A 20,420-nucleotide genomic window follows, 5' to 3' on the forward strand; every position below is an offset into this window, starting at 1 on the left:
AGTGTGGTTGGCGGGCGTCGGCCCCTCACCTGCTGGGGGCGCCCGGTGACGCCGCCCCCACGATGGCCTTCAGGATCACCGAGTGGATCTGGGACGGGTCCGTCACCTCGTGGCCCGAGCCTCCCGTCGCCCTGGCGATGCGGTCGGCCTCCTCGCGGTCCGCGTCGGGGCCGACGGCGATCATGATCAGGGGAACCGGGCGCTCGGGGTTGGTGAGGCGTTCCAGGCGGGCGACGAGGTCGGCGCGCGCGATGCTGCCCGGGTCCTCGTTCCGGCCGTCTGTGAGGACGACCAGGGCGTTGAACCTGCCCCTGGCGTAGGAGTCGCTCGCCGCCCGGTAGGCGGCGAGGGTGGTGTCGTACAGGCCGGTCGCCCCGTCCGGCACCGGCTCCAGGTCGCCGAACGCCGTCGACAGCTTTTCGCGTTGCGCGCCACCGCCGTTCCCGTCGCCGAGCCGCTCCGTCGGCACCAGGACGCGGTAGTCCTTGTCGCCGTCCAGCTCGGTGGCGAAGTCCCACAGGCCGACCTCGTCGTCCGCCGTGAACGTGGCGAGAGCCTGCAGCAGCGACGCCTTGGTGACGTCCATCCGCGACTGCTCGGTGCCCGGCACAGGCTCGGCCATGGACGCGGAGGCGTCCACGACCGTGGTGATCCGCGCACTCTGCACGGTGATCGTCCACACGCCGAGCGTCTCCTGGACCGAGGCCGCCGAGGCCGGCCGGCCCGCCGGCTCCGCGTACGGCTGGGGGCTGCTGCCGCCGGCCCGGGTGACCAGCGCGTCGGGCGGTGCCGCGTCGTCGGACGTCCTGAAGCCGTGCCGCTCCAGCAGCCGCCGCTGTCGAGCGTCGCCGAGGTAGCTCATGAACCGGATCGCGGCTCGGCTCTCGTCGGTCGTCAGCCCTGTCTGGTCGAGGAGGGCGTACGGGTAGTCGAGGCGGGGGGAGCCGTCCTTCGGATAGAAGAAGTCCAGGCTGCTGCCGCCGTCAGCCCCGGAGTTGTACATGTGCGCCGCCTGCTCGCTGACGACCAGCGCCTGGTTGCGTCTCGGGTTGCCCAGTTCGGTGCCCGAGGAGTCGCGCGGCAGGGTCTCCAGCACCTGGCCGTCACTGTCGGAGACGCGCTGCGACAGCGCCTTCATCATCGCCGCGGCCTGCGTGTCCCCGCCCTCGCCCGCGCCGGCCGCCGTGCTCAGCTGCGTGAGGGCGAGCAGTCCGCTCGCGCTGCGCGCGGGGTCGGCCGCGCCGAGCCGGAGCGAGTCGTCGCGCAGGCGGGCACCGGCCAGTTCCAGCCAGCCGTAGGTCTTCCTCGGCCACCCCAGCGACTTGGCGGCCGCGGGCACCATCGCCACCCCGACCGGCGTGGAGGCGACATGGCCCACCGTGGAGATCGCGGCCGTGCCACCGTCCGCCGTGAGCCGCTGGAGCCACAGCTCCGAGTCCGGCACCCACACCTCGGCGTCGGGGTCCTCGCCCGCCAGGAGTGTGTCCGCGACCTCGTACGACTCGCGAGCGCTCACCGTCACGGCGACACACCGCCCGTCCGAGGTGAGGTCGGCCTCCCTGGCCTGCTTCGCCGCCGTTTGCAGGGCCGGGGCCAGGTCGGGGGAGGCGGCCAGGGTCAGCCGCACCGGGTCGTCCTGGCAGGAGGAGCCGAAGGAGAACAGCCCGCCGCCGACCGCGGCGGCCGTACCGCCGGCGACGGTCAGGACGAGGGCGGTCGCGATGACCACCGTGCGGCGGCGTGCGCCTCGACGGAGGCCGCGTCGACGGGGGTCGCTGCCGCCCGCCCCATACTGATCGGGCAAGCTGTGACGTCCCATGACGGTGGTGCCCCTCCCTGTTGCCCTGCTGAACCACGTGCCGGAGTCCGGCCGTATGGCAGGCAAAGGGGCGGTACGCCCCGTACGGCGCCCGTCCCCCCAACGGCCTGTCGCGCACGGTCTTCGTAAGTGCATTCGAGACCCTAGCGGGATGGCGATGAGGATGAGGCTGGATTACTCAACTGGAGGCAGGTGTGCAGGGCGAGGCAGGCCCCGTGGCCGATTCTTTTCCGCATGAGCGGCCCTCGCGGCGGATCTTCCGTGATGAGACGTTGCTCGTTCTGGGGCTGTCGCTCGGTGCGAGTGGTGTGTCCGCGCTGATCAGTTTTGTCGGCTCGGTCACCAAACCGGGAGGCCTCAAGGACCAGGCGGCCACGCTCAACGCCTCGGCCGCGCCGGGCCGTCCCTGGCTGGATCTCGCCTGGCAGCTGTTCGGGATCACCACCGCCCTGATCCCCGTCGCGCTCGTCGCGCACTTCCTGATGCGCGAGGGGCGGAGCCTGCGCAGCCTCGGCTTCGACCGCACTCGCCCCTGGCCGGACCTCGGCCGTGGCGCGGGCATCGCGGCGGTGATCGGCAGCACCGGGATCGCCTTCTACCTGGCCGCGCGCGGACTCGGCTTCAACCTCACCGTGGTGCCCGAGGCGCTGCCCGACGTGTGGTGGAAGTACCCGGTGCTCATCCTCTCGGCGATGCAGAACGCGATCGTCGAGGAGGTCATCGTCGTCGGCTATCTGCTGCGTCGGCTGGACCAGTTGGGCTGGACGCCCGGGGCCTCGCTGGTGGCCAGTTCCGTACTGCGCGGTTCGTACCACCTCTACCAGGGCATCGGCGGCTTCCTCGGCAACATGGCGATGGGCGTGGTGTTCGTCTACCTGTACCGGCGCTGGGGCCGGGTGGGCCCGCTGGTCGTGGCCCATTCCCTGCTCGACATAGGGGCGTTCGTGGGATATGCGCTCCTGGCCGGGAAGGTGGGGTGGCTGCCTACGGCGTGACGCCGGTCGGCGGTCGCCAGGAACGTGCCGAAGGGGGCGTACGAGACCGTCGTACGCCCCCTTCCGTATGCCCGGCCGGTCTGCTCGCCGTGCGGACCGGCCGACGCGTCTAGGCGATCAGTTCGCCGTCGATCACGGTCACCGCGCGGCCGCTCAGCAGCGTGCGGTCGCCGCGCAGTTCCGTGCGGACGTGGCCGGAGCGGCGGGAGGCCTGAAGGCCGGTGAGGTCCGTGCGTCCGAGGCGCTCGGACCAGAAGGGCGCGAGGGCCGTGTGGGCGCTGCCGGTGACGGGGTCCTCGTCGATGCCGAGGTTCGGGAAGAAGCAGCGGGAGACGTAGTCGTGGCCGCGGGTGGGGTCCTCGGCGCGGGCGGTGGCGATGATGCCGCGCTCGGAGTGGGCGCCCAGGGCCTTGAGGTCGGGGTGCAGCGAGTGGACCGTCTTCTCGTCGGCGACCTCGAGGAGCAGGTCGCCGACGTTCGGGCCGGTGTCGAAGGCGACGAGCGGCTCGGTGCCCAGGGCCTGTGCGACCCCGTCCGGTACCTCGACCGGTGTCAGCGGGGCCGTCGGGAAGTCGAGCGTGATCGAGCCGTCCTCGCGGGGCGTGGCGACGAGGACGCCACTGCGGGTGGCGAACCGTACGGGCCCCTCGTGGGCGCCGGTGCTCTGCAGTACGTGGGCCGTGGCGAGCGTGGCGTGCCCGCACATCGCCACCTCGTCGACGGGCGTGAACCACCGCAGCGCCCAGTCCGCCTCCCCGCCCTCCTCCAACGGGTGCGCGAACGCCGTCTCGGCATGATTGACCTCCATGGCCACGTTCTGAAGCCGGGCATCCTCCGGGAAGGCGTCCAGGAGGAGGACCCCGGCCGGGTTGCCGCCGAAAGGGCGGTCGGTGAAGGCGTCGACGATTCGAATCCGCATGCCGCGACGGTAGAGGGCGTGCGGAGAGGGCGGCCAAGGCCAATTCGTGGGTGCTGGACCGATTTGGGGACGTGTGGCCCCATGTGCTGCACCTCGGCGCCCTCAGTGCCGGCGTCGCCCGCGCATCTCCCTCCACCCTTGCTCAACGAACTCTTCCGATATATCGTTGAAGCATCGCGACAGATCAACGATGGAATGGAGTGATTGCGATGCGTTCCCATGGATTCGAGCGTGGACACGGTGGACACGGTCATCACGGCCGGGGTGGCTTCGAGGGGCTTCGCGGCGCCTTCGGGCCGTTCGGGCCCGGTGGTCCTGGCGGCCCCGGTTTCGGTGGGCCCGGATTCGGGCCCGGCCCCTGGGGGCCGAGGGGGGGTCGAGGCGGACCTCGAGGGAGGGCGCGGCGCGGCGACGTGCGCGCGTCCATCCTCGCCCTGCTGAAGGACCGCCCCATGCACGGCTACGAGATGATCCAGGAGATCGCCGAGCGCAGCGGCGGGGCGTGGAAGCCCAGTCCCGGCTCGGTGTACCCCACCCTCCAGTTGCTGGAGGACGAGGGCCTGATCGTCAGCGAGAGTGAGGGCGGCAAGAAGCTGTTCGCGCTCACGGAGGCGGGCCGCGAGGCGGCCGAGGCCGGGCCCGAGGCGCCCTGGGAGGAAGCCTCCCGCGGTGTCGACTGGGAGGCCCTCGGCGAGATCCGCCAGGCCGGTTTCGGCCTGATGGAGGCCTTCGGCCAGGTCTGGAAGACGGGCAGCAAGGAGCAGCGCGAGAAGGCACTGACCGTCATCAACGACGCCCGCAAGCGGCTGTACCTGATCCTCGCCGACGAGGACTGACGTACTGCGGCCGGCGTGCGGCGACGGACGTACGGCCTCCCCGTCGTCGGTGAAGGTGCCCCGTGGAGTGCTCCGCGGGGCACCTTCGTGTGCGCGGCGAGGGTCTTCAGGTCACCAGTCCCGCCAGCTTCCGCAGCGACTCGTTCAGGGCCGCCGTCGCCGAATCCTTGAGCTTGCCCGCCATCAACGACACCGCCGCGCCCGTGAACTCCCCGTCGATGCGCACGGCCGTGGCGCTGTCGCCGTCCGGGGTCAGTGTGTAGCGCGTGGCCACGGTCACCGCCATCGGACCCTTGCCGCGAATGGCGAGCACTCGCGCCGGCTCCAGTTCCTCGATGGTCCACTCGACCTCGGCCGGGAACCCCATCAGCTTCATGTTCTCCTGGAAGGTCCCGCCCACTTCGAGGGCCGCGGGGCCGCCGCCCGGGAAGCTGGTGTGGGTGGCGTTCCACCGGCTCCATGACGACCAGTCCGTCAGCTGCGCCCAGACCTTCTCGGCCGGTGCCTCGATGCGTGCCTCCGCGCTGACTTCGGCCATGCGACCACCCCTTCGTCTCGGGCTACGGTGTCGCGGAACGTAGCTGTGGGGCGTGGAACATTCAATACTGATGAACCGTCAGAAAATGTGGAGACGCCGGACAGGCCGACCGAGGCGCACGGCAAGGCGGCGCGCGCCCATCAGGGTGGTTCGGCCTGATCTCATCCGTAAGGAGGAGATTCCAGCCGCACGAGTCCACTCTCTGTGGGACGCGCAAATGCTTCCCCTCGGGGATGACCCGGCTCGAAGTGGTTGATGAGGTAGGGGATGTGCAACCCCGTATCCCCCGGCAGTCGGCCCAGGAGCAGAACTGCCGGCGCCCGGACGCCGCGGCGGACGATGCCAGGCTCAGCGAGCAGCTGGCAGCGGTGATCTCCGGCGCCCGCCGCCGGGCGGTCAGGGACGGGGACCGGCAGATCGACACGGCCCATCTGCTGCACTCGCTCCTCGAGCACGACCGGGATGTGTACGCCGTATTCGGCGAAGGACCCCAGATCGCCCGCCTCCTCGGCTACCTCGTCCAGCGCACCATCGGCTACGGCCTGCGCTGGCAGGGCAGCGTCGAGGACTCCGGACGCGTACCCGTCGTCGTGGAGGGTGAGGGGTTCTCCCCGCTGGTCGCGAGCGCGATGGAGTACGCCTGCCGACGTGCTGCCTCGCGCGGCGACACACAGGCCCGCGGCATCGACCTCCTCGCGGCGATCGTCGTGGACCCGCAGGCCCGCGCCGTCGAGGTGCTCGCCCGCGCCGGAATCGACGCGAACGCCCTGCGCGCCCGCATCGACGAACACCGGGACGAATACGTCGGCGGCTCCGAAACCACCCGCTAGAACCACGCGCCCCCTGGCTTCCTCGCGAGGCGGCGCCGCCGTCCACTCGCTGAGACAGGTGTCATTGGGGGTGACGCTCATGTCATCCCCTGTCATCATGTGCCGGTGCGTATGTCTGAAAACAGTCAGGCCGGCCGCGGCAAGGGCGTCGGGCTCGGGCTGGCGCTCGGTTCCGCGGTCGCCTTCGGAGGGTCCGGTGTCGCAGCCAAGCCCCTGATCGAGGCGGGGCTCGACCCGCTGCACGTCGTGTGGCTACGGGTCGCCGGCGCGGCCCTCGTGATGCTGCCGCTCGCCGTGCGCCACCGCGCGCTGTTGCGCCGCCGCCCCGCCCTGCTCGCAGGGTTCGGACTGCTCGGCGTGGCCGGTGTGCAGGCCTTCTACTTCGCCTCGATTTCCCGTATCCCGGTCGGGGTCGCGCTGCTCGTCGAGTACCTCGCCCCCGCGCTCGTCCTCGGCTGGGTGCGGTTCGTGCAGCGGCGGCCGGTCACGCCCGCCGCCGCCGTCGGGGTCGTCCTCGCGGTCGGCGGACTCGCCTGTGTCGTCGAGATCTGGTCCGGGCTGAGCTTCGACGCGCTCGGACTGCTCCTCGCTCTCGGCGCAGCCTGCTGCCAGGTCGGCTACTTCGTCCTGTCCGACCAGGGCAGCGACTCCGGCGACGACGCCCCCGACCCGCTCGGCGTGATCGCCTACGGCCTCCTCATCGGCGCCGGCGTGCTCACCGTGGTCGCCCGCCCCTGGACGATGGACTGGTCCGTGCTCGGCGGCACCGCGCACATGGACGGCACCCCGGTCGCGGCCGTCCTGCTGCTGTCCTGGATCGTCCTGGTCGCCACCGTCGTCGCTTACGTCACCGGAGTTGTCTCCGTACGCCGGCTCTCACCGCAGGTCGCCGGCGTCGTCGCGTGCCTCGAAGCGGTCATCGCGACCGTCCTGGCCTGGTTCCTGCTCGGCGAGCACCTCTCCGCGCCGCAGATCATCGGTGGAGCGGTTGTCCTGGCCGGTGCGTTCATCGCGCAGTCGTCGGCGCCCACGAAGGGTTCCCCGGAGCCGGTGGCGAGCGGCGGTCCGGAAAGGGATTTGTCGGCCCGCGAGCCGGCCGCATAGGGTGCCGATCATGCACTCCACGGCACTCGTTCTTCCGCCTCCGGCCGCCTGAGGCGGGCCCTCCGGAACGCCTGCCCGGCATCACGCCGGGCGGAACGGTGCTGCCCGCAGACGAAGTCCACGGATCCCGCTGAGCCGGGCTCCTTCCAGCCTTCTGCATGTCTGCGGAGAAACTCGTGTCGAACACCGCTGTCTCCGGCCTGCCCATCGGGCGTGGCCTTCTCTGTCTGATCGTCGCCGGTGCCGCCTGGGGCACCGCGGGCGCCGCCGCCTCCCTGGTCTACCGCGCCAGTGACATGGGACCGGTCGCCCTCTCCTTCTGGCGCTGCGCGATCGGTTTCGTGCTGCTGCTGGCCGTCCGTCTCCTGCGGCCGCGCGTGCGTGTGCAGGCGCAGGCGCAGTCCGTCGCACCCGAGCCCCTCGGCCGCAAGGCGCTGCGTGCCGGGGCCACGGGCATCGGGCTCGCCGTGTTCCAGACGGCGTACTTCGCCGCCGTCGACGTCACCGGACTCGCGGTGGGTACGGTCGTCACCCTCGGCGCCGGCCCCGTGTTCATCGCGCTCGGCGCCCGGCTGACGCTGGGGGAGCGGCTCGGCCGTGGCGGCGTGGCGGCCGTGGCCGGTGCGCTCATCGGGCTCGCGGTGCTGGCCCTGGGCGGCGAGGGGGCGACCGTACGGCCGTGGGGCGTGCTGCTCGCGCTCGTGTCCGCGGCCGGCTACTCCGTGATGACCCTGCTGACACGGAAGTGGGGCCGCGACGGCGGAGCGGACGCCGCCAGCACGTCCGTGCGGTCCTTCGCGGTCACCAGCCTGTGCCTGCTGCCGTTCGCCCTCGCCGAGGGACTCGTACCGCACACGGCCGAACCCGTGCAGCTGGGCTGGCTGCTCGCGTACATCGCGGCCGTCCCCACCGCCCTCGCGTACGCCCTCTACTTCGCGGGCGCCGCCGCCGTCCGGTCGGCCACCGTGTCCGTGATCATGCTGCTGGAGCCGGTCAGCGCGGCGGTGCTCGCCGTCCTCCTGCTCGGCGAACACCTGACGGCACCGACCCTCACCGGCACCCTGCTGATGCTCGGCTCCGTCACAGGGCTGGCGGTGGCGGAGGCGCGGGGCGCGCGGCGGCTGCCGGCGTGAGCGCAAGGGGCCCCGCACCGCCCGGTGCGGGGCCCCTCGGGCGAGCGGAGGGTCGTTGAGCGTCCGTTCTCTCAGGCCGGGCGGCGACGCAGCATGTGCTCGCGAGCCGCCGCGTCACCCGGACCGGCCCGTTCCGTCAGTTTCGCGGCGATCCGGTCCTGCACCTGCGCCGTGCGCCGACCCGCGTACTTGAACTTCGCGCGGACACTGGTGACTTCGAGCCGCAGCCCGCGGACGCCGGACAACAGCCTGCCGAACGGCGCCTCACCGACCGCCACCTCCGCCGAGCCTCCCTCCGGCTGGAAGTGGCCGACCTGGCGGTTGAGCAGCTCGGCCTTCTCGGCCGGGTCGTCCACGACATGGGCCCGGCAGCGGAGCTGGACCGCCGCGTAGAAGCTGGTCGGTTCGCCGTGCTCGGGCGGCGCGTCCGGTGCCGCCTGCCACGGCCCGGGCACGTACGCGTAGTCGTCCACCACGCTCAGCACGACCTCGGGATGCGCCAGCAGCGCGGGCCACATCGGGTTGGGGCGGGCCAGATGGGTGACGACCTCGCCGCGCCCGGCGTCGTACGCGAAGTGCAGTGGCTGGGCGAACGGCGGCTCGCCGTCCGAGCCGTTGACGACGAGGTGCCCGAAGTCGTGGACGGCCAGCCACCGCTGCCACTCGGTGTCGTCGCGGGGCGCGTCCCAAGGGTGTATCAGCATCACGGCGCCCTGAGGTAGTCGGGGAGTTCGGTGCCGGGAGCCAGGTCGGGGTCGCCGACGGGCGCGTCGTAGCCCTTGCGCAGGGGGACGACGCCGGCCCAGTGGGGGAGGGTGAGGTCCTCGGGCTCGTCGTTCACGCCGCCGGTGCGGAGCTTGGCGGAGACCTCGCCGAGGTCGAGGCGGATGACGGCGGTGGCGGCCAGTTCCTTCTTGTTGGCGGGCCGGGAGTCTTGGGACCGGCCGGCCACGACGTGGTCGACGAGCGCGTCGAGGGCGGTCCGCTTCTCCTGCGGGTCCGTCACGTCGTAGGCGGTGCCGTGCACCACGACGGACCGGTAGTTGATCGAGTGGTGGAAGGCCGAGCGGGCCAGGATCAGCGCGTCGACATGCGTGACCGTCAGGCACACCGGCAGGCCCGGGTCGGCCCGGCCGGTCATCCGCAGCGGGCGCGAACCCGTCGAGCCATGGACGTAGAGCGTCTCGCCGACCCGGGCGAACAGCGTGGGCAGCACGACCGGGGCGCCGTCGCGGACGAAGCCGAGGTGGCAGACGTAGGCCTCGTCGAGTATCGCGTGCACGAGCTCCTTGTCGTACGAGGCCCGGTCCGGGGAGCGGGTGGGGACCGTGCGGTCGGTCGCCGGATAGGCGGCGGGCTGCTGCGTCGGCTGTGTGGTCCCCTGCATGTCGGTCTCCCTTGCGATGCGTCTTGCGATCTCTATTGCACTAGTGCATAATTTGCTTTGTGCTAGGAGGATATCGGATCGAGGGACGTCGCGCAGCTGACATTGCGTCGAGCGTCGAGCGTGCGGTGGGTGCCGGTGACCTGGAGCCGGGGCAAGTCCTGCCACCCATGCGGGAGTTGGCGGTGGAGCTGGGCGTCAATCCCAATACCGTCGCGGCCGCCTACCGGATCCTGCGGGAGCGCGGGGTCATCGAGACGGCCGGGCGCCGGGGCAGCCGGGTGCGGCCCAAGCCGGTCACAACCGGACGCGAGTTCATCCGGGTGGACGTGCCGGAGGGCGTACGGAACGTGGCCGGAGGCAACCCGGACCCCGCACTGCTGCCGCTCCTGGCCGAGGCGTTCGCCGCGGCCGCCGAACACAACGACCGGGAGCCCGTCATGTACGGGGACGCGGCCGTGGAACCGGAGCTGGCGCGCAGTGCGCGGGCGGCATTCGACGCAGACTGCGTCCCGGACGGGCCGATCGCCGTCGCCTCCGGCTCGCTCGACGTGATCGAACGGGTCCTCGCGGCCCATCTCAAGCCCGGCGACACCGTCGCCGTCGAGGACCCCGGTTGGGGCAGCCTGCTCGACCTCGCCCCGGCCGTCGGACTGCGGACGGCTCCGGTCGGCGTGGACGACGAGGGCCCGCTGCCTGACGACGTGCGCCGGGCCTTGGAGGCGGGAGCGCGCGCCCTGATCGTCACCGACCGGGCGCAGAACCCGACGGGCGCGGTCGTGACCGCCGGACGCGCGCGTGCCCTGCGCTCCGTGCTGACGGACCACCCGGACGTCCTGCTCATCGAGGACGACCACGGGCACGGCATCGTCGACCTGCCCCTGCACGCCCTCGCCGGCACCACCCGCAGCTGGGCCTTCGTCCGCTCGGCCGCCAAGGCCTACGGCCCCGACCTGCGGCTCGCCGTCTTCACCGGCGACCCCGTCACCGTCGACCGGGTGCACGGCCGCCAGCGCCTCGGACCCGGCTGGGTGAGCCGCCTCGGCCAGCGGGCCCTGGTGCGGCTGTGGGCCGAGGGCGCCGTCGACCCCAAGAGGGTGGCAGCGGCGTACGCCGCCCGGCGCGACGCACTGATCGCCGCGCTGGCGGAGCGGGGGATCACGGCGCACGGCCGCAGCGGCCTGAACGTATGGGTCCCGGTTCCCGACGAGACGGGTGCGGTGGCCCGACTGCTGCACGCCGGCTGGGCGGTGGCGCCGGGCGCACGATTCCGTATGAGTGCTCCACCCGGAATCCGCATCACGGTCGCGACGCTCGCCCCGGACGAGGTCACCCCGCTGGCGGACGCGGTGGCGACGGCGGTGGCGTCGACGCCGGCGAGGGGCTACGCATGACAGGGCCGGGCCCGGCCGATCTCCTTCAGGTGCCCCGCTTCACCTGAGTGAGGGCCGCCCCCACAAGAACGATCACCGCCCCGACCGGTGTGGTCCAGGTCAACGACTCGCCGAGCACGGCAACACCGGCCACCGTGGCGATGACAGGAATGAAGTACGTCACCATCTGAGCCGTGGTCGGCCCGACCTCCGCGACGAGCCCGTACTGAATCAGAACCGCGAGCCCCGTCCCGAGTGCCCCCAGCGCCACGATCGCGAGCAGGGGCAGCATCGGAAAGCTGGTCGGCACTGAGGTGAACACCGGTGTCACAACGGCAAGTTGCACTGCGGCCAGCAGCAACTGCGCACCGGTGAGCGACAGATGGGACTCGCGCGAGCCGGCCAGCGTACGCCGGATGTATATCCAGCCGATCGGGTAGCTCAAGGAGGCCAGCAGGGCCATCGCCGTCCCCGTGGCATCCAGCCCGTGAAAGCCCTGCCACGCCCCGAGCACGGTCAGGACGCCCAGGAAGCCGACGCCGAGCCCGGCGACCCTGACCCGAGTCGGCCGGTCCTCCGAGAGGGCGACCAGGGACAGGGCCATCCCCCACAGCGGCGAGGTCGCGTTGCAGATACCCGCGAGTGTGGACGGGATCGTCAGCTCGGAGTACGCGAACAGGGAGAACGGCAACGCGTTGAGCAGGAACGCGGCGACCGCCAGATGCCCCCAGGTCCGTACCCCCCGCGGCAACCGCTCCCGCTTCACCGCCATCGCGACCGCGAGCACCGCCGTGCCGAACACCAGTCGCCCCAGCGTGACCTGGAAGGGGGCATAGCCGTCGGTGCCCACCTTGATGAGCAGGAAGCTGAAGCCCCAGACCAGGGACAGCGCGGCGAAGCGCAGCCGCCAGTCGAGGCGGGGGCGCGGCGATGCCTCCCCCGGCTCGCGGGAGCCGGGGGAGGCGGGGCCTGTCGAGACGGAGTCAGTGGAAGCGGGGCTGGTGGAGATGGGGTCGGTGGAGGCCGAGCCGGTGGAGGAGGCGATGCTCATGGCAGCAACGATCCGCCTCACAATCTCGTAGCACAATCGAGTTTTTCGGTGGGGTATCTCGTAGCATTGCTTACATGTTGAACCTGGAGCGCCTGCGCACCCTCGACGCCCTCGCCCGGCACGGCTCGGTCAGCGGTGCCGCCGAGGGCCTGCACATCACGACGTCGGCCGTATCGCAGCAGATGTCCAAGCTGGAGCGGGAGATCGGCCAGCAGCTCCTCGCCAAGAACGGCCGGGGTGTGCGACTCACGGACGCGGGGCGGCTGCTCGCCGAGCACGCGGCCCGCATTCTGTCGCAGGTCGAGCTCGCCCAGTCCGATCTGGAGGCCCAGCGCGGCCAGGTGGTCGGTGAGCTGCGGCTGGTCGCGTTCCCCACCGCACTGCGGGGCCTGTTCCCCGCCGCGCTGACCACGCTGCGGGCCGGCCATCCGGCGCTGCGCCTGCGGTCCAGGGAGCTGGAGCCCGAGGACGGAGTCGCCGCGGTGATCCGGGGGGACGCGGACGTGGCCGTCGTCCTCGACTGGTACAACAAGCCGCTGCCCATGCCGGAGGGGCTCGCCAAGGCCGCGATCCTCGACGACCGCGTGGAGATCGCCATGCCCGAGGGGCATCCGCTCGCCGACCGGCGAGAGGTCGACCTGGAGGACTTCGCGGACGACGAGTGGGTCGCCTGGCCCGAGGGCGAGTTCTGTCACGAGTGGTTGGTCTACACGCTGCGCACCAAGGGCATCGAGCCCCGTATCGCCCATCGCGCGGAGGAGCATCACACCCAACTCGCCCTGGTCTCGGCCGGGTTGGGCGTCTGCGTCGCGCCCCGGCTGGGTCGTGACCCGATGCCGACCGGGGTGCGGGCCGTGCCCTTGCGCCATCGGGTCCACCGGTACGTGTACGCGGTGTGGCGCGCGGACGCGGACCGCCGCCCGTCGATCCGGGCGGCGGTGGAGGCCCTGCAAGCGGCGGCCGAGAAGATCGCCGGAGACTGAGGTCCCTGGCGCTACCCCAGTTTCCGGAAGTCCCAGGACACGATCTTCTGAGGCGTCAGCCGCATCCAGGCGTGCCTGCCGTCGTGCGGCATCTCGTCGAGACCGAAGTTCTTGCGCGCGAACAGCGTCTCGGGGACGTCGAGTTCGGCGCGCAGCTCGCCGACGCGCGGGATCTCGCCCACGAACTCGACGGTGCCGGACAGCTCCACCCCGCGCAGCTGCTCGTACTCCTCACCCGTGTCGATCACGACGGCGACCCGCGGATCGCGGCGCAGCTCGGTCCACCGCTTGCTGCGGACCACCGAGTACAGCCACAGCGAGTTGCCGTCCCAGGCGAACCACAGCGCGCTGACGTGCGGGAAGCCGTCGGCGGACACCGTGGCGACCCGGCAGGTGCGCTGCGTGGCGAGGAACTCGTCCAGCTCACCGGGCGTCATCATGATCTTCCGGCCCCGGCGTTGAGTGACGGTCATGCGGCCCCCTCTTCTCTTCTCTCACGTCGTGCCAGAGGAGAGATCCTCTGACATCACGTCAGAAAAGGATGAGTCGTCTTCCGTCCACAAGCAATGGTGGCTACGCTCGCCCGCCCACGCCGTCGGTCACAGGGGGAACCATGCCGTCGCCCGCAGAGCTCAGTGAACTCCTCGACCCCGCGACCACCGTCCTGCTCACCGTCGAATGCCAGCAGGGCGTCGTCGGACCGGACAGTGCGCTGCCCGAACTCGCCGAGGAGGCCCGCTCCTCGGGCGCCCTCGGCAACGTCGCCCGGCTCGTCGCCGCCGCCCGCGAGAGCGGCGTCCAGGTGATCCACGCGATCGCCGAACGCCGCCCCGACGGCCGCGGTGCCAACCACAACGCCCGCCTCTTCCGCGCCGCCGAGCGGCTCCCCGTCCAGCAGCTCTCCGGAACGACGGCAGTCCGTGTGGCGGCGCCGATCGAGGTCACCGAGGAGGACCTCGTCGTACGACGCCTGCACGGCCTGTCTCCGATCCAGGGCACCGACGTCGACGCACTGCTGCGCAACCTCGGCTGCCGCACGCTCGTCGTCACCGGTGTCTCGGCCAACGTCGCGATCCCCAACACCGTCTTCGACGCGGTGAACCGGGGGTACGTCGTGATCGTGCCCCGGGACGCCGTCGCCGGGGTGCCCTCCGACTACACCGCGGCGATGATCCGCCACACCCTCGCATTGGTCGCCACGGTCGCGACCACGGACGAGGTGCTGGGCGGCCTCAAGCGTCCGTCCCGGGTCAGGCGAGCGTGATCGAGTCTCCCGACACGCTGATCTGTTTGGCGGCCAGCGGCTGGGTCGCGGGGCCCTTCTTCACGCTGCCGTCGAGAACGGAGAACTGGCTGCCGTGACAGGCACAGGAGAGGGTGTCCTCCTTGAGGTCCGTCATCGGGCAGTTCTGGTGGGTGCAGATCGTGGAGAAGGCCTTGTAGTCGCCCGCCGCGGGCTGCGAGACCACGACCTTCTCGTCGCCGAAGACCTTGCCACCGCCCTCCGGGATGTCGGCGGTCTTCGCGAGCGCCGCACCGCCCGCGCCGGCCCCGCCGGACGTGCCGCCCGCCTCGGTGGTCGCGCCGGCGCCGGCGCCCTGTTCGGTGGACGAGCCGGACGCGTCGTCGTCCGATCCGCACGCGGTCAGCGCAACGGCGAGCCCTGCCGCGCCGACCGCCGCCACGACGGTACGGCGGCTCGGACCCGACGCGGGCTGAACTGATTCGCTGGTCATGCTGACGTTCCTTCCGGTCATTCGTGATCTGCCGAGAGGTACGGTCCATTCGGACCGGCTGTTCAGACGCTGTCGAAATCCTGACCCGGTCCCGACTGAACGTGGGTAAAGCGGAGCTGTCGGTTCCCTGTCGGGGGCTGTCGGTTTGCTGTCGACGCCGCGGCGCACCACACCCCCGGGCCGCCCCCGGACGCCGTCCTCGCGCCAGTAACCTGGGGCGATGCTCAAGGAAGTCATCGCGACCCGCTACATCACGCCGCTGCGTGAGGGCGGCTCGCTGCCGGGACTCGTCGAGGCCGACGACTTCGGGACGTACGTCATGAAGTTCACCGGCGCCGGACAGGGCCGCAAGACGCTCATCGCGGAGGTCGTCTGCGGTGAACTCGCCCGCAGGCTGGGCTTCCGGGTGCCCCGGCTGGTGACGGTGGAGCTCGACACGGTGCTGGGGCTCGGCGAACCCGACCAGCAGGTACAGGAGTTGCTCAGGTCCAGCGGCGGCACCAATCTCGGCATGGACTTCCTCTCCGGCGCGCTCGGCTTCGACCCCCTCGCCTTCGAGGTGAGCTCCGATGACGCCGGCCGAGTCGTGTGGTTCGACGCCCTCGTCAACAACGTCGACCGGTCCTGGCGCAACCCCAACCTGCTGATGTGGCAGGGCGAACTGTGGCTCATCGACCATGGCGCGACCATGATCTGGCAGCACAACTGGCCCGGCGCACAGGCCTCGGCGGAGCGCCCGTACGACGCCTCGGACCACGCCCTCGCCCGCTTCGCCCCCGACGTGCGGGCAGCCGCCGCCGAGTTGGCGCCGCTGGTCACCGAGGACCTGCTGGCCGAGGTGACCGCCGAGATCCCGGACGCCTGGCTGGCCGCCGAGCCCGGCTTCGACACCGCGGACGACCTCAGGCGGGCCTACGCGCGGCCGTTGCTGGCACGGGCGGCCGGCGTCCACGAGCGCGTCGACGGAATCGAGGGGACCCAGTGAGCGACCGCCACTTTATCAAGCCGGGCCAGGGCGGCGACCGCGACGTCTTCGAGTACGCCGTCCTGCGCGTCGTACCCCGCGTCGAGCGCGGCGAGTGCATCAACGCCGGAGTGCTCGTGTACTGCCGGGCGAAGTCCTACGTCGCTGCCCGGACCCACCTGGACGAGACCAGACTGCGCGCGCTGGACCCCGATGCCGACGTGGCCGGGGTACGGGCCGCACTCCGTGCCGTCGAGGGCGTCTGCGCGGGCGGTGACGCGGCGGGACAGGCCTCGGGCGACGACCCGGGGCGACGCTTTCGCTGGCTGATCGCGCCCCGCTCGACGGTCGTGCAGCCCGGACCCGTGCACACGGGGCTGACGGCCGATCCGGCGGCCGAGACGGAGCGACTGCTGGACCTGCTGGTGCGGTGACCGCCCCCGCGTCGGCACCGCACGCGCGCCGGGCGTCAGCCCCTGCGCCGCTTCAGCACGTAACCGGCGGCGAGCGCGGAGCCCGTGACGAAGGCCAGGCCGACGGCGATGTCCCAGCCACCGGGGCCGGACGTCGTGGCGCCGCCGACCCCGCCTCGCGTGCCGCGGGTCGGGGTGGCGGTGGCACGAGGAGCGGCAGGTGTGGCGGTGATCCGCGGAGCGGCAGGTGTGGCGGTGGCACGAGGAGTCGCAGGCGTGACAGGGGCGGCCGGAGTGGCCGGTGTGGCAGGAGTGATGGCAGCGGCTGGAGTCTCAGGCGTCATGGGCGCCGAGGGACGGGTTCTGGGGCGCGTCGTGGACGAGGTGAGGCCCCCGTCGTCCCCGTTGCCGCCGCGGTCCCCGTTGCCACCGCGACGGGGCAGCGTCTCACAGGCGATCCCGTCGTCCCGTCCCTCATCCTCGTCGAGCCGATGAGGATCGTTGCGGTCCGAGTCGAAGAGAGCCTGTGCGTCCTCCTGGTAGGTGAAACTGCGGCAGTCCAGTTCCCGAGCGTGAGCGGGTTCGGCGAACGGCACAATCGCGGCGATCACGAACAGCGTGCCGACGGCACCGGTGCGACGGCGCATGGAGCGCCTCCTTTCCGGCCATCGATGACTTCGCGCTTCGACGCTAGGTGCCCTTGCGCTCGGCGGCTCGCAGCCGTAGGCCGTTCGGGTGTGCACGGCGGGACACGGCCGAGCGGGGACCATGGCTGGGTACGCCCGGTTCGCGCCGGTCGTACGGGGAATCGATCACACGCAGCCGGTCGGCCGTTGACACCGGGTGCCAGGGCTTCTAGCGTCACGTCTGCTGAAGGTACTAAGCGGTCGCTCACCATCGGGCGCGCCGCACGAGCCGCATCTCGAGGGCGAGGAGAACCAGCAATGTCCACCACTGAGCAGCGGGTCGCCGTGGTTACCGGCGGAGCGCGTGGCATCGGTGCCGCCACCGCCGTACGACTGGCCGCAGAGGGCCGCGCGGTCGCCGTGATCGACCTCGACGAGGCCGCCTGCAAGGACACCGTGGAGAAGATCACCGCGGTCGGCGGCAAGGCCATCGCGGTCGGCTGCGACGTCTCCGACGAGGCACAGGTCGAGGCGGCCGTCGCGCGGATCGCCGAGGAGCTCGGCGCTCCGACGATCCTGGTCAACAACGCGGGTGTGCTCCGCGACAACCTGCTGTTCAAGATGAGCGTCGCCGACTGGGACACCGTCATGAACGTGCACCTGCGCGGCGCCTTCCTGATGTCCAAGGCCTGCCAGAAGCACATGGTCGACGCGGGCTTCGGCCGGATCGTCAACCTCTCTTCGTCCTCCGCGCTCGGCAACCGCGGCCAGGTCAACTACTCGGCGGCCAAGGCCGGTCTCCAGGGCTTCACCAAGACCCTGGCCAAGGAGCTCGGCAAGTTCGGCGTCACCGCCAACTCCGTCGCCCCCGGCTTCATCGCCACCGAGATGACCAAGGCCACCGCCGACCGCGTCGGCATGGGCTTCGAGGACTTCAAGGCCGCCGCCGCCACCCAGATCCCGGTCGCGCGGGTCGGCGAGCCGGACGACATCGCCAACGCCATCGCCTTCTTCACGGGCGAGGCGGCCGGATTCGTCTCCGGCCAGGTGCTGTACGTCGCCGGCGGACCGCTCGACTAGGGACTGGGAAGAAACGGACATGACTGAACTGCCTGAACTCTCCGGCAAGGTCGCCCTCGTCACGGGCGCCAGCCGAGGCATCGGCTACGGCGTCGCCGAGGCGCTCGTCGCGCGCGGCGACCGCGTGTGCATCACCGGCCGCAACGAGGACGCCCTCAAGGAGGCCGTCGAGCAGCTCGGCGCCGACCGCGCCATCTACGTGGCCGGCAAGGCGCACGACGAGGCCCACCAGGCCGTCGCCGTCGAGCGCACCATGGAGGCCTTCGGACGCGTCGACCACCTGGTCAACAACGCCGGTACGAACCCGGTGTTCGGCCCGATCGCCGACCTCGACCTGGGGGTCGCACGCAAGGTCTTCGAGACCAACGTGATCTCGGCGCTCGGCTTCGCGCAGAAGACCTGGCACGCCTGGCAGAAGGACAACGGCGGCGCGATCGTCAACATCGCCTCCGTGGCGGGCATCGCGCCCTCGCCGTTCATCGCGGCCTACGGCGTCAGCAAGGCCGCGCTGATCAACCTGACCCAGCAGCTGGCGCACGAGTTCGCGCCCAAGGTGCGGGTCAACGCGATCGCCCCGGCCGTGGTGAAGACCAAGTTCGCGCAGGCCCTGTACGAGGGCCGGGAGGCGGAGGCCGCCGCGGCCTACCCGCTGGGCCGGCTCGGCGTGCCCTCCGACATCGGTGGCGCCGCCGCGTTCCTCACCTCGGACCAGTCCGACTGGGTCACCGGACAGACGCTGGTCGTCGACGGCGGCATCTTCCTCAACGCCGGCGTCGGCTGACGGCGGCGGTGGGCGCCTGCGCTGCGAGGTCGACGCACGCGCGGGTGCCCACCTCACGGGGGCGTGAACAGGAAGAGCGCCGTTGTTTCCTGCCACCGACATACGCGCTGATCAAGGGCTTGCCAGGGCGGAGGACCAATCGGCCGAACACTGCGGTATGGTCTGGCCACCCTTGTGGTATGCCCGATCGAGGATGGTGCGCGTGTTCAAGCGGGACAGATACCTCCGTCAGCTGGCGGCGGTCACGGCCATAGGTTTGGTCGCCGGGTGTGGTGTCTTCTCCTCGGACTCGTCCGAAAGTGAGAGTCCCATCGTTGTGGGGACCACCAGTGCCCCGAGCACGCTGGACCCGGCGGCCGCCTGGGACAGTTCCTGGGAGCTGTTCCGCAATGTCTTCCAGACCCTGTTGAACTACAACCCCGGCACGTCCGAGCCCGAGCCTGACGCTGCCGAGAGCTGCAGTTTCACGGACTCCTCGACCATGGTGTACAGCTGCAAGCTGCGCGAGGGGCTGAAGTTCTCCGACGGGCGGGAGCTGGACGCTCAGGCCGTCAAGTACTCCATTGACCGGATCAAGAAGATCAAGGTCAACGGCGGCCCCGCGGGACTGCTGGGGAGCCTGTCCCGGGTCCAGGTGAAGGGAGACCGCGAGGTCGTCTTCCAACTCAACGAGCCCGACGCCACCTTCCCGTTCGTGCTGTCCACACCCGCGATGTCCATCGTGAACCCCGACGAGTACCCCGCGGACAAGCTCCGCGAGGACGGAAAGATCAGTGGCTCGGGGCCGTACAGCCTCTCGTCGTACGAGGACGGTGAGCAGGCCGAGCTCGTCAGCAACGACAATTACAACGGAATCGCCGACCGCAAGAACAACGGCGTCACCATTCGCTACTTCAAGCAGTCGTCCGAGATGGTCGACGCCCTGAAGGGCAAGCGGATCGACGTCATCTACCGCGGACTGCCCGCCTCCGACACCGTGGACATCCAAGCGAACGGCAAGGACGAGGGGCTTCAGCTGATCGAGAACTCCACGACCGAGATCAGTTACCTGGTGTTCAACCCCAAGGACCCGTGGGCCAAGAGGCCCGAGGTCCGCAAGGCGATCGCCCAGGTCATCGACCGCCCGTCGCTCGCCCACAAGGTCTACAAGGACACCGTCGAACCGCTGTACTCCATGATCCCCCGGGGTCTGGTCGGCCACACCACGAGCTTCTTCGACAGCTTCGGGAACCCCAACCCCGACAGAGCCAAGAAGATCCTCACCGAGGCGGGCATCACCGATCCCGTCCCGCTCCAGCTCTGGTACACCACCGACCGTTACGGCTCGCAGACCAAGCCCGCGTTCGAGGAGCTGAAGCGGCAGCTGGAGGAGTCCGGGCTGTTCACCGTCACACTCAAGAGCCGCCCCTGGAAGACGTACGTGCAGGGCTACCAGAACGGCGAATACCCGGTGTTCGGGCGTGGTTGGTTCCCTGACTTCGCCGACGCCGACAACTTCGTCGCGCCCTTCGTCGGCCAGGAGAACGCACTCGGCACCCCCTACGTGGCGCCCAAGATCACCGAAACGCTGCTGCCCCAGTCGCGCCGCAAGAGCGACCGCGGCGCCGTGGCCAAGGAGTTCGAGGAAGTCCAGCAGATCGTCGTGGAGGACTCGCGACTTCTGCCGCTGTGGCAGGGCAAGCAGTTCGTGGCCGCGAGCGAGGAGATCTCCGGCGCGGAGCAGTCCATCGACGTCGCCACGATGATGACGATGTGGACGCTGTCCCGGAAGACCAGCTGGTAGCGCGATTGTCAGTGGGCGCCTGTAGGTTCTGTGCTCGGAAGGGGGCCGCGCTCCGGCGCGGCCGTCCGCGGG

Annotated in this window: 22 protein-coding genes; 13 read left to right on the top strand and 9 right to left on the bottom strand. The window is 71.0% G+C overall.

Annotation, left to right across the window (positions count from 1 at the left end; all coding sequences use genetic code 11):
• Positions 1-25: 25 nt before the first annotated feature.
• A complete protein-coding gene (locus tag ACWGDB_RS32065) occupies positions 26-1,819 on the bottom strand; it encodes a substrate-binding and VWA domain-containing protein (RefSeq protein ID WP_453825643.1) in 1,794 nt (597 codons plus the stop codon).
• Positions 1,820-2,013: 194 nt separating this feature from the next.
• Here ACWGDB_RS32065 and ACWGDB_RS32070 point away from each other — a divergent pair, with 194 nt between their 5' ends.
• Positions 2,014-2,814: a CPBP family intramembrane glutamic endopeptidase gene (locus ACWGDB_RS32070; RefSeq protein WP_453825644.1), complete on the top strand. Its 801-nt coding sequence runs from the start codon at positions 2,014-2,016 to the stop codon at positions 2,812-2,814.
• A gap of 109 nt (positions 2,815-2,923) precedes the next feature.
• Here ACWGDB_RS32070 and ACWGDB_RS32075 read toward each other — a convergent pair whose 3' ends face one another.
• Complete coding sequence (locus ACWGDB_RS32075) at positions 2,924-3,733, bottom strand: PhzF family phenazine biosynthesis protein (RefSeq protein ID WP_453825645.1); 810 nt, start codon at positions 3,731-3,733, stop codon at positions 2,924-2,926.
• Between the two features lie 209 nt (positions 3,734-3,942).
• Here ACWGDB_RS32075 and ACWGDB_RS32080 point away from each other — a divergent pair, with 209 nt between their 5' ends.
• Complete coding sequence (locus ACWGDB_RS32080) at positions 3,943-4,569, top strand: PadR family transcriptional regulator (RefSeq protein WP_453825646.1); 627 nt, start codon at positions 3,943-3,945, stop codon at positions 4,567-4,569.
• A 106-nt stretch (positions 4,570-4,675) separates the two neighbouring features.
• On the opposite strand, the gene ACWGDB_RS32085 is transcribed toward ACWGDB_RS32080, so the two are convergent.
• Positions 4,676-5,107, bottom strand: a complete 432-nt coding sequence (locus tag ACWGDB_RS32085) for a type II toxin-antitoxin system Rv0910 family toxin (protein ID WP_453825647.1) — start codon at positions 5,105-5,107, stop codon at positions 4,676-4,678.
• A 269-nt stretch (positions 5,108-5,376) separates the two neighbouring features.
• On the opposite strand from ACWGDB_RS32085, the gene ACWGDB_RS32090 reads away from it, so the two are divergent.
• The 3 genes from ACWGDB_RS32090 to ACWGDB_RS32100 all read left to right on the top strand — a co-directional run bounded on the left by ACWGDB_RS32090 (position 5,377) and on the right by ACWGDB_RS32100 (position 8,174).
• On the top strand, positions 5,377-5,937 hold the full coding sequence (locus ACWGDB_RS32090) for a Clp protease N-terminal domain-containing protein (protein ID WP_453825648.1): 561 nt from the start codon (positions 5,377-5,379) through the stop codon (positions 5,935-5,937).
• Positions 5,938-6,048: 111 nt separating this feature from the next.
• Complete coding sequence (locus ACWGDB_RS32095) at positions 6,049-7,041, top strand: EamA family transporter (RefSeq protein ID WP_453825649.1); 993 nt, start codon at positions 6,049-6,051, stop codon at positions 7,039-7,041.
• A gap of 176 nt (positions 7,042-7,217) precedes the next feature.
• Complete coding sequence (locus ACWGDB_RS32100) at positions 7,218-8,174, top strand: DMT family transporter (RefSeq protein ID WP_453825650.1); 957 nt, start codon at positions 7,218-7,220, stop codon at positions 8,172-8,174.
• A gap of 71 nt (positions 8,175-8,245) precedes the next feature.
• On the opposite strand, the gene ACWGDB_RS32105 is transcribed toward ACWGDB_RS32100, so the two are convergent.
• On the bottom strand, positions 8,246-8,878 hold the full coding sequence (locus tag ACWGDB_RS32105) for an FMN-binding negative transcriptional regulator (protein WP_453825651.1): 633 nt from the start codon (positions 8,876-8,878) through the stop codon (positions 8,246-8,248).
• Complete coding sequence (locus ACWGDB_RS32110) at positions 8,878-9,561, bottom strand: pyridoxamine 5'-phosphate oxidase family protein (protein ID WP_453825652.1); 684 nt, start codon at positions 9,559-9,561, stop codon at positions 8,878-8,880. The genes ACWGDB_RS32105 and ACWGDB_RS32110 overlap by 1 nt, the downstream gene beginning before the upstream one ends.
• 59 nt (positions 9,562-9,620) lie before the next feature.
• On the opposite strand from ACWGDB_RS32110, the gene ACWGDB_RS32115 reads away from it, so the two are divergent.
• Complete coding sequence (locus ACWGDB_RS32115) at positions 9,621-10,952, top strand: aminotransferase class I/II-fold pyridoxal phosphate-dependent enzyme (RefSeq protein WP_453825653.1); 1,332 nt, start codon at positions 9,621-9,623, stop codon at positions 10,950-10,952.
• A 25-nt stretch (positions 10,953-10,977) separates the two neighbouring features.
• Here ACWGDB_RS32115 and ACWGDB_RS32120 read toward each other — a convergent pair whose 3' ends face one another.
• The gene (locus ACWGDB_RS32120; protein WP_453825654.1) at positions 10,978-12,018 is read right to left on the bottom strand and encodes a DMT family transporter; all 1,041 of its coding nucleotides are present in this window, start codon (positions 12,016-12,018) and stop codon (positions 10,978-10,980) included.
• A 38-nt stretch (positions 12,019-12,056) separates the two neighbouring features.
• Between ACWGDB_RS32120 and ACWGDB_RS32125 the strand changes: the two genes are divergently transcribed.
• Positions 12,057-12,965 carry a LysR family transcriptional regulator gene (locus ACWGDB_RS32125; RefSeq protein WP_453825655.1) on the top strand — a complete coding sequence of 303 codons (909 nt, stop codon included), beginning with the start codon at positions 12,057-12,059 and terminating at the stop codon, positions 12,963-12,965.
• 11 nt (positions 12,966-12,976) lie between these two features.
• Here the strand turns inward: ACWGDB_RS32125 and ACWGDB_RS32130 are convergent, their stop codons facing one another.
• Positions 12,977-13,438 carry a pyridoxamine 5'-phosphate oxidase family protein gene (locus tag ACWGDB_RS32130; protein WP_453825656.1) on the bottom strand — a complete coding sequence of 154 codons (462 nt, stop codon included), beginning with the start codon at positions 13,436-13,438 and terminating at the stop codon, positions 12,977-12,979.
• A 140-nt stretch (positions 13,439-13,578) separates the two neighbouring features.
• On the opposite strand from ACWGDB_RS32130, the gene ACWGDB_RS32135 reads away from it, so the two are divergent.
• Entirely contained in the window at positions 13,579-14,229 is a 651-nt protein-coding gene (locus ACWGDB_RS32135) for a cysteine hydrolase (protein WP_453825657.1), read from the top strand.
• Here ACWGDB_RS32135 and ACWGDB_RS32140 read toward each other — a convergent pair.
• Complete coding sequence (locus tag ACWGDB_RS32140) at positions 14,216-14,701, bottom strand: Rieske (2Fe-2S) protein (RefSeq protein ID WP_453825658.1); 486 nt, start codon at positions 14,699-14,701, stop codon at positions 14,216-14,218. The genes ACWGDB_RS32135 and ACWGDB_RS32140 overlap by 14 nt on opposite strands.
• Positions 14,702-14,921: 220 nt before the next feature.
• On the opposite strand from ACWGDB_RS32140, the gene ACWGDB_RS32145 reads away from it, so the two are divergent.
• Both ACWGDB_RS32145 and ACWGDB_RS32150 read left to right on the top strand, forming a co-directional pair.
• Positions 14,922-15,686 carry a HipA family kinase gene (locus tag ACWGDB_RS32145; protein ID WP_453825659.1) on the top strand — a complete coding sequence of 255 codons (765 nt, stop codon included), beginning with the start codon at positions 14,922-14,924 and terminating at the stop codon, positions 15,684-15,686.
• Positions 15,683-16,099, top strand: a complete 417-nt coding sequence (locus ACWGDB_RS32150; protein ID WP_453825660.1) for a DUF3037 domain-containing protein — start codon at positions 15,683-15,685, stop codon at positions 16,097-16,099. Before ACWGDB_RS32145 ends, ACWGDB_RS32150 begins: the two co-directional genes overlap by 4 nt.
• Before the next feature lie 35 nt (positions 16,100-16,134).
• On the opposite strand, the gene ACWGDB_RS32155 is transcribed toward ACWGDB_RS32150, so the two are convergent.
• Complete coding sequence (locus ACWGDB_RS32155; protein ID WP_453825661.1) at positions 16,135-16,725, bottom strand: excalibur calcium-binding protein; 591 nt, start codon at positions 16,723-16,725, stop codon at positions 16,135-16,137.
• Positions 16,726-17,022: 297 nt separating this feature from the next.
• Here ACWGDB_RS32155 and fabG point away from each other — a divergent pair, with 297 nt between their 5' ends.
• From fabG to ACWGDB_RS32170, 3 genes are all read left to right on the top strand, one after another.
• A complete protein-coding gene (gene fabG / locus ACWGDB_RS32160; protein WP_453825662.1) occupies positions 17,023-17,784 on the top strand; it encodes a 3-oxoacyl-ACP reductase FabG in 762 nt (253 codons plus the stop codon).
• A gap of 19 nt (positions 17,785-17,803) precedes the next feature.
• The gene (locus tag ACWGDB_RS32165; protein WP_453825663.1) at positions 17,804-18,565 is read left to right on the top strand and encodes an SDR family oxidoreductase; all 762 of its coding nucleotides are present in this window, start codon (positions 17,804-17,806) and stop codon (positions 18,563-18,565) included.
• Positions 18,566-18,767: 202 nt separating this feature from the next.
• On the top strand, positions 18,768-20,348 hold the full coding sequence (locus ACWGDB_RS32170) for an ABC transporter substrate-binding protein (RefSeq protein WP_453825664.1): 1,581 nt from the start codon (positions 18,768-18,770) through the stop codon (positions 20,346-20,348).
• Positions 20,349-20,420: the final 72 nt, after the last annotated feature.

The organism is Streptomyces sp. NPDC055013, from assembly GCF_053608645.1.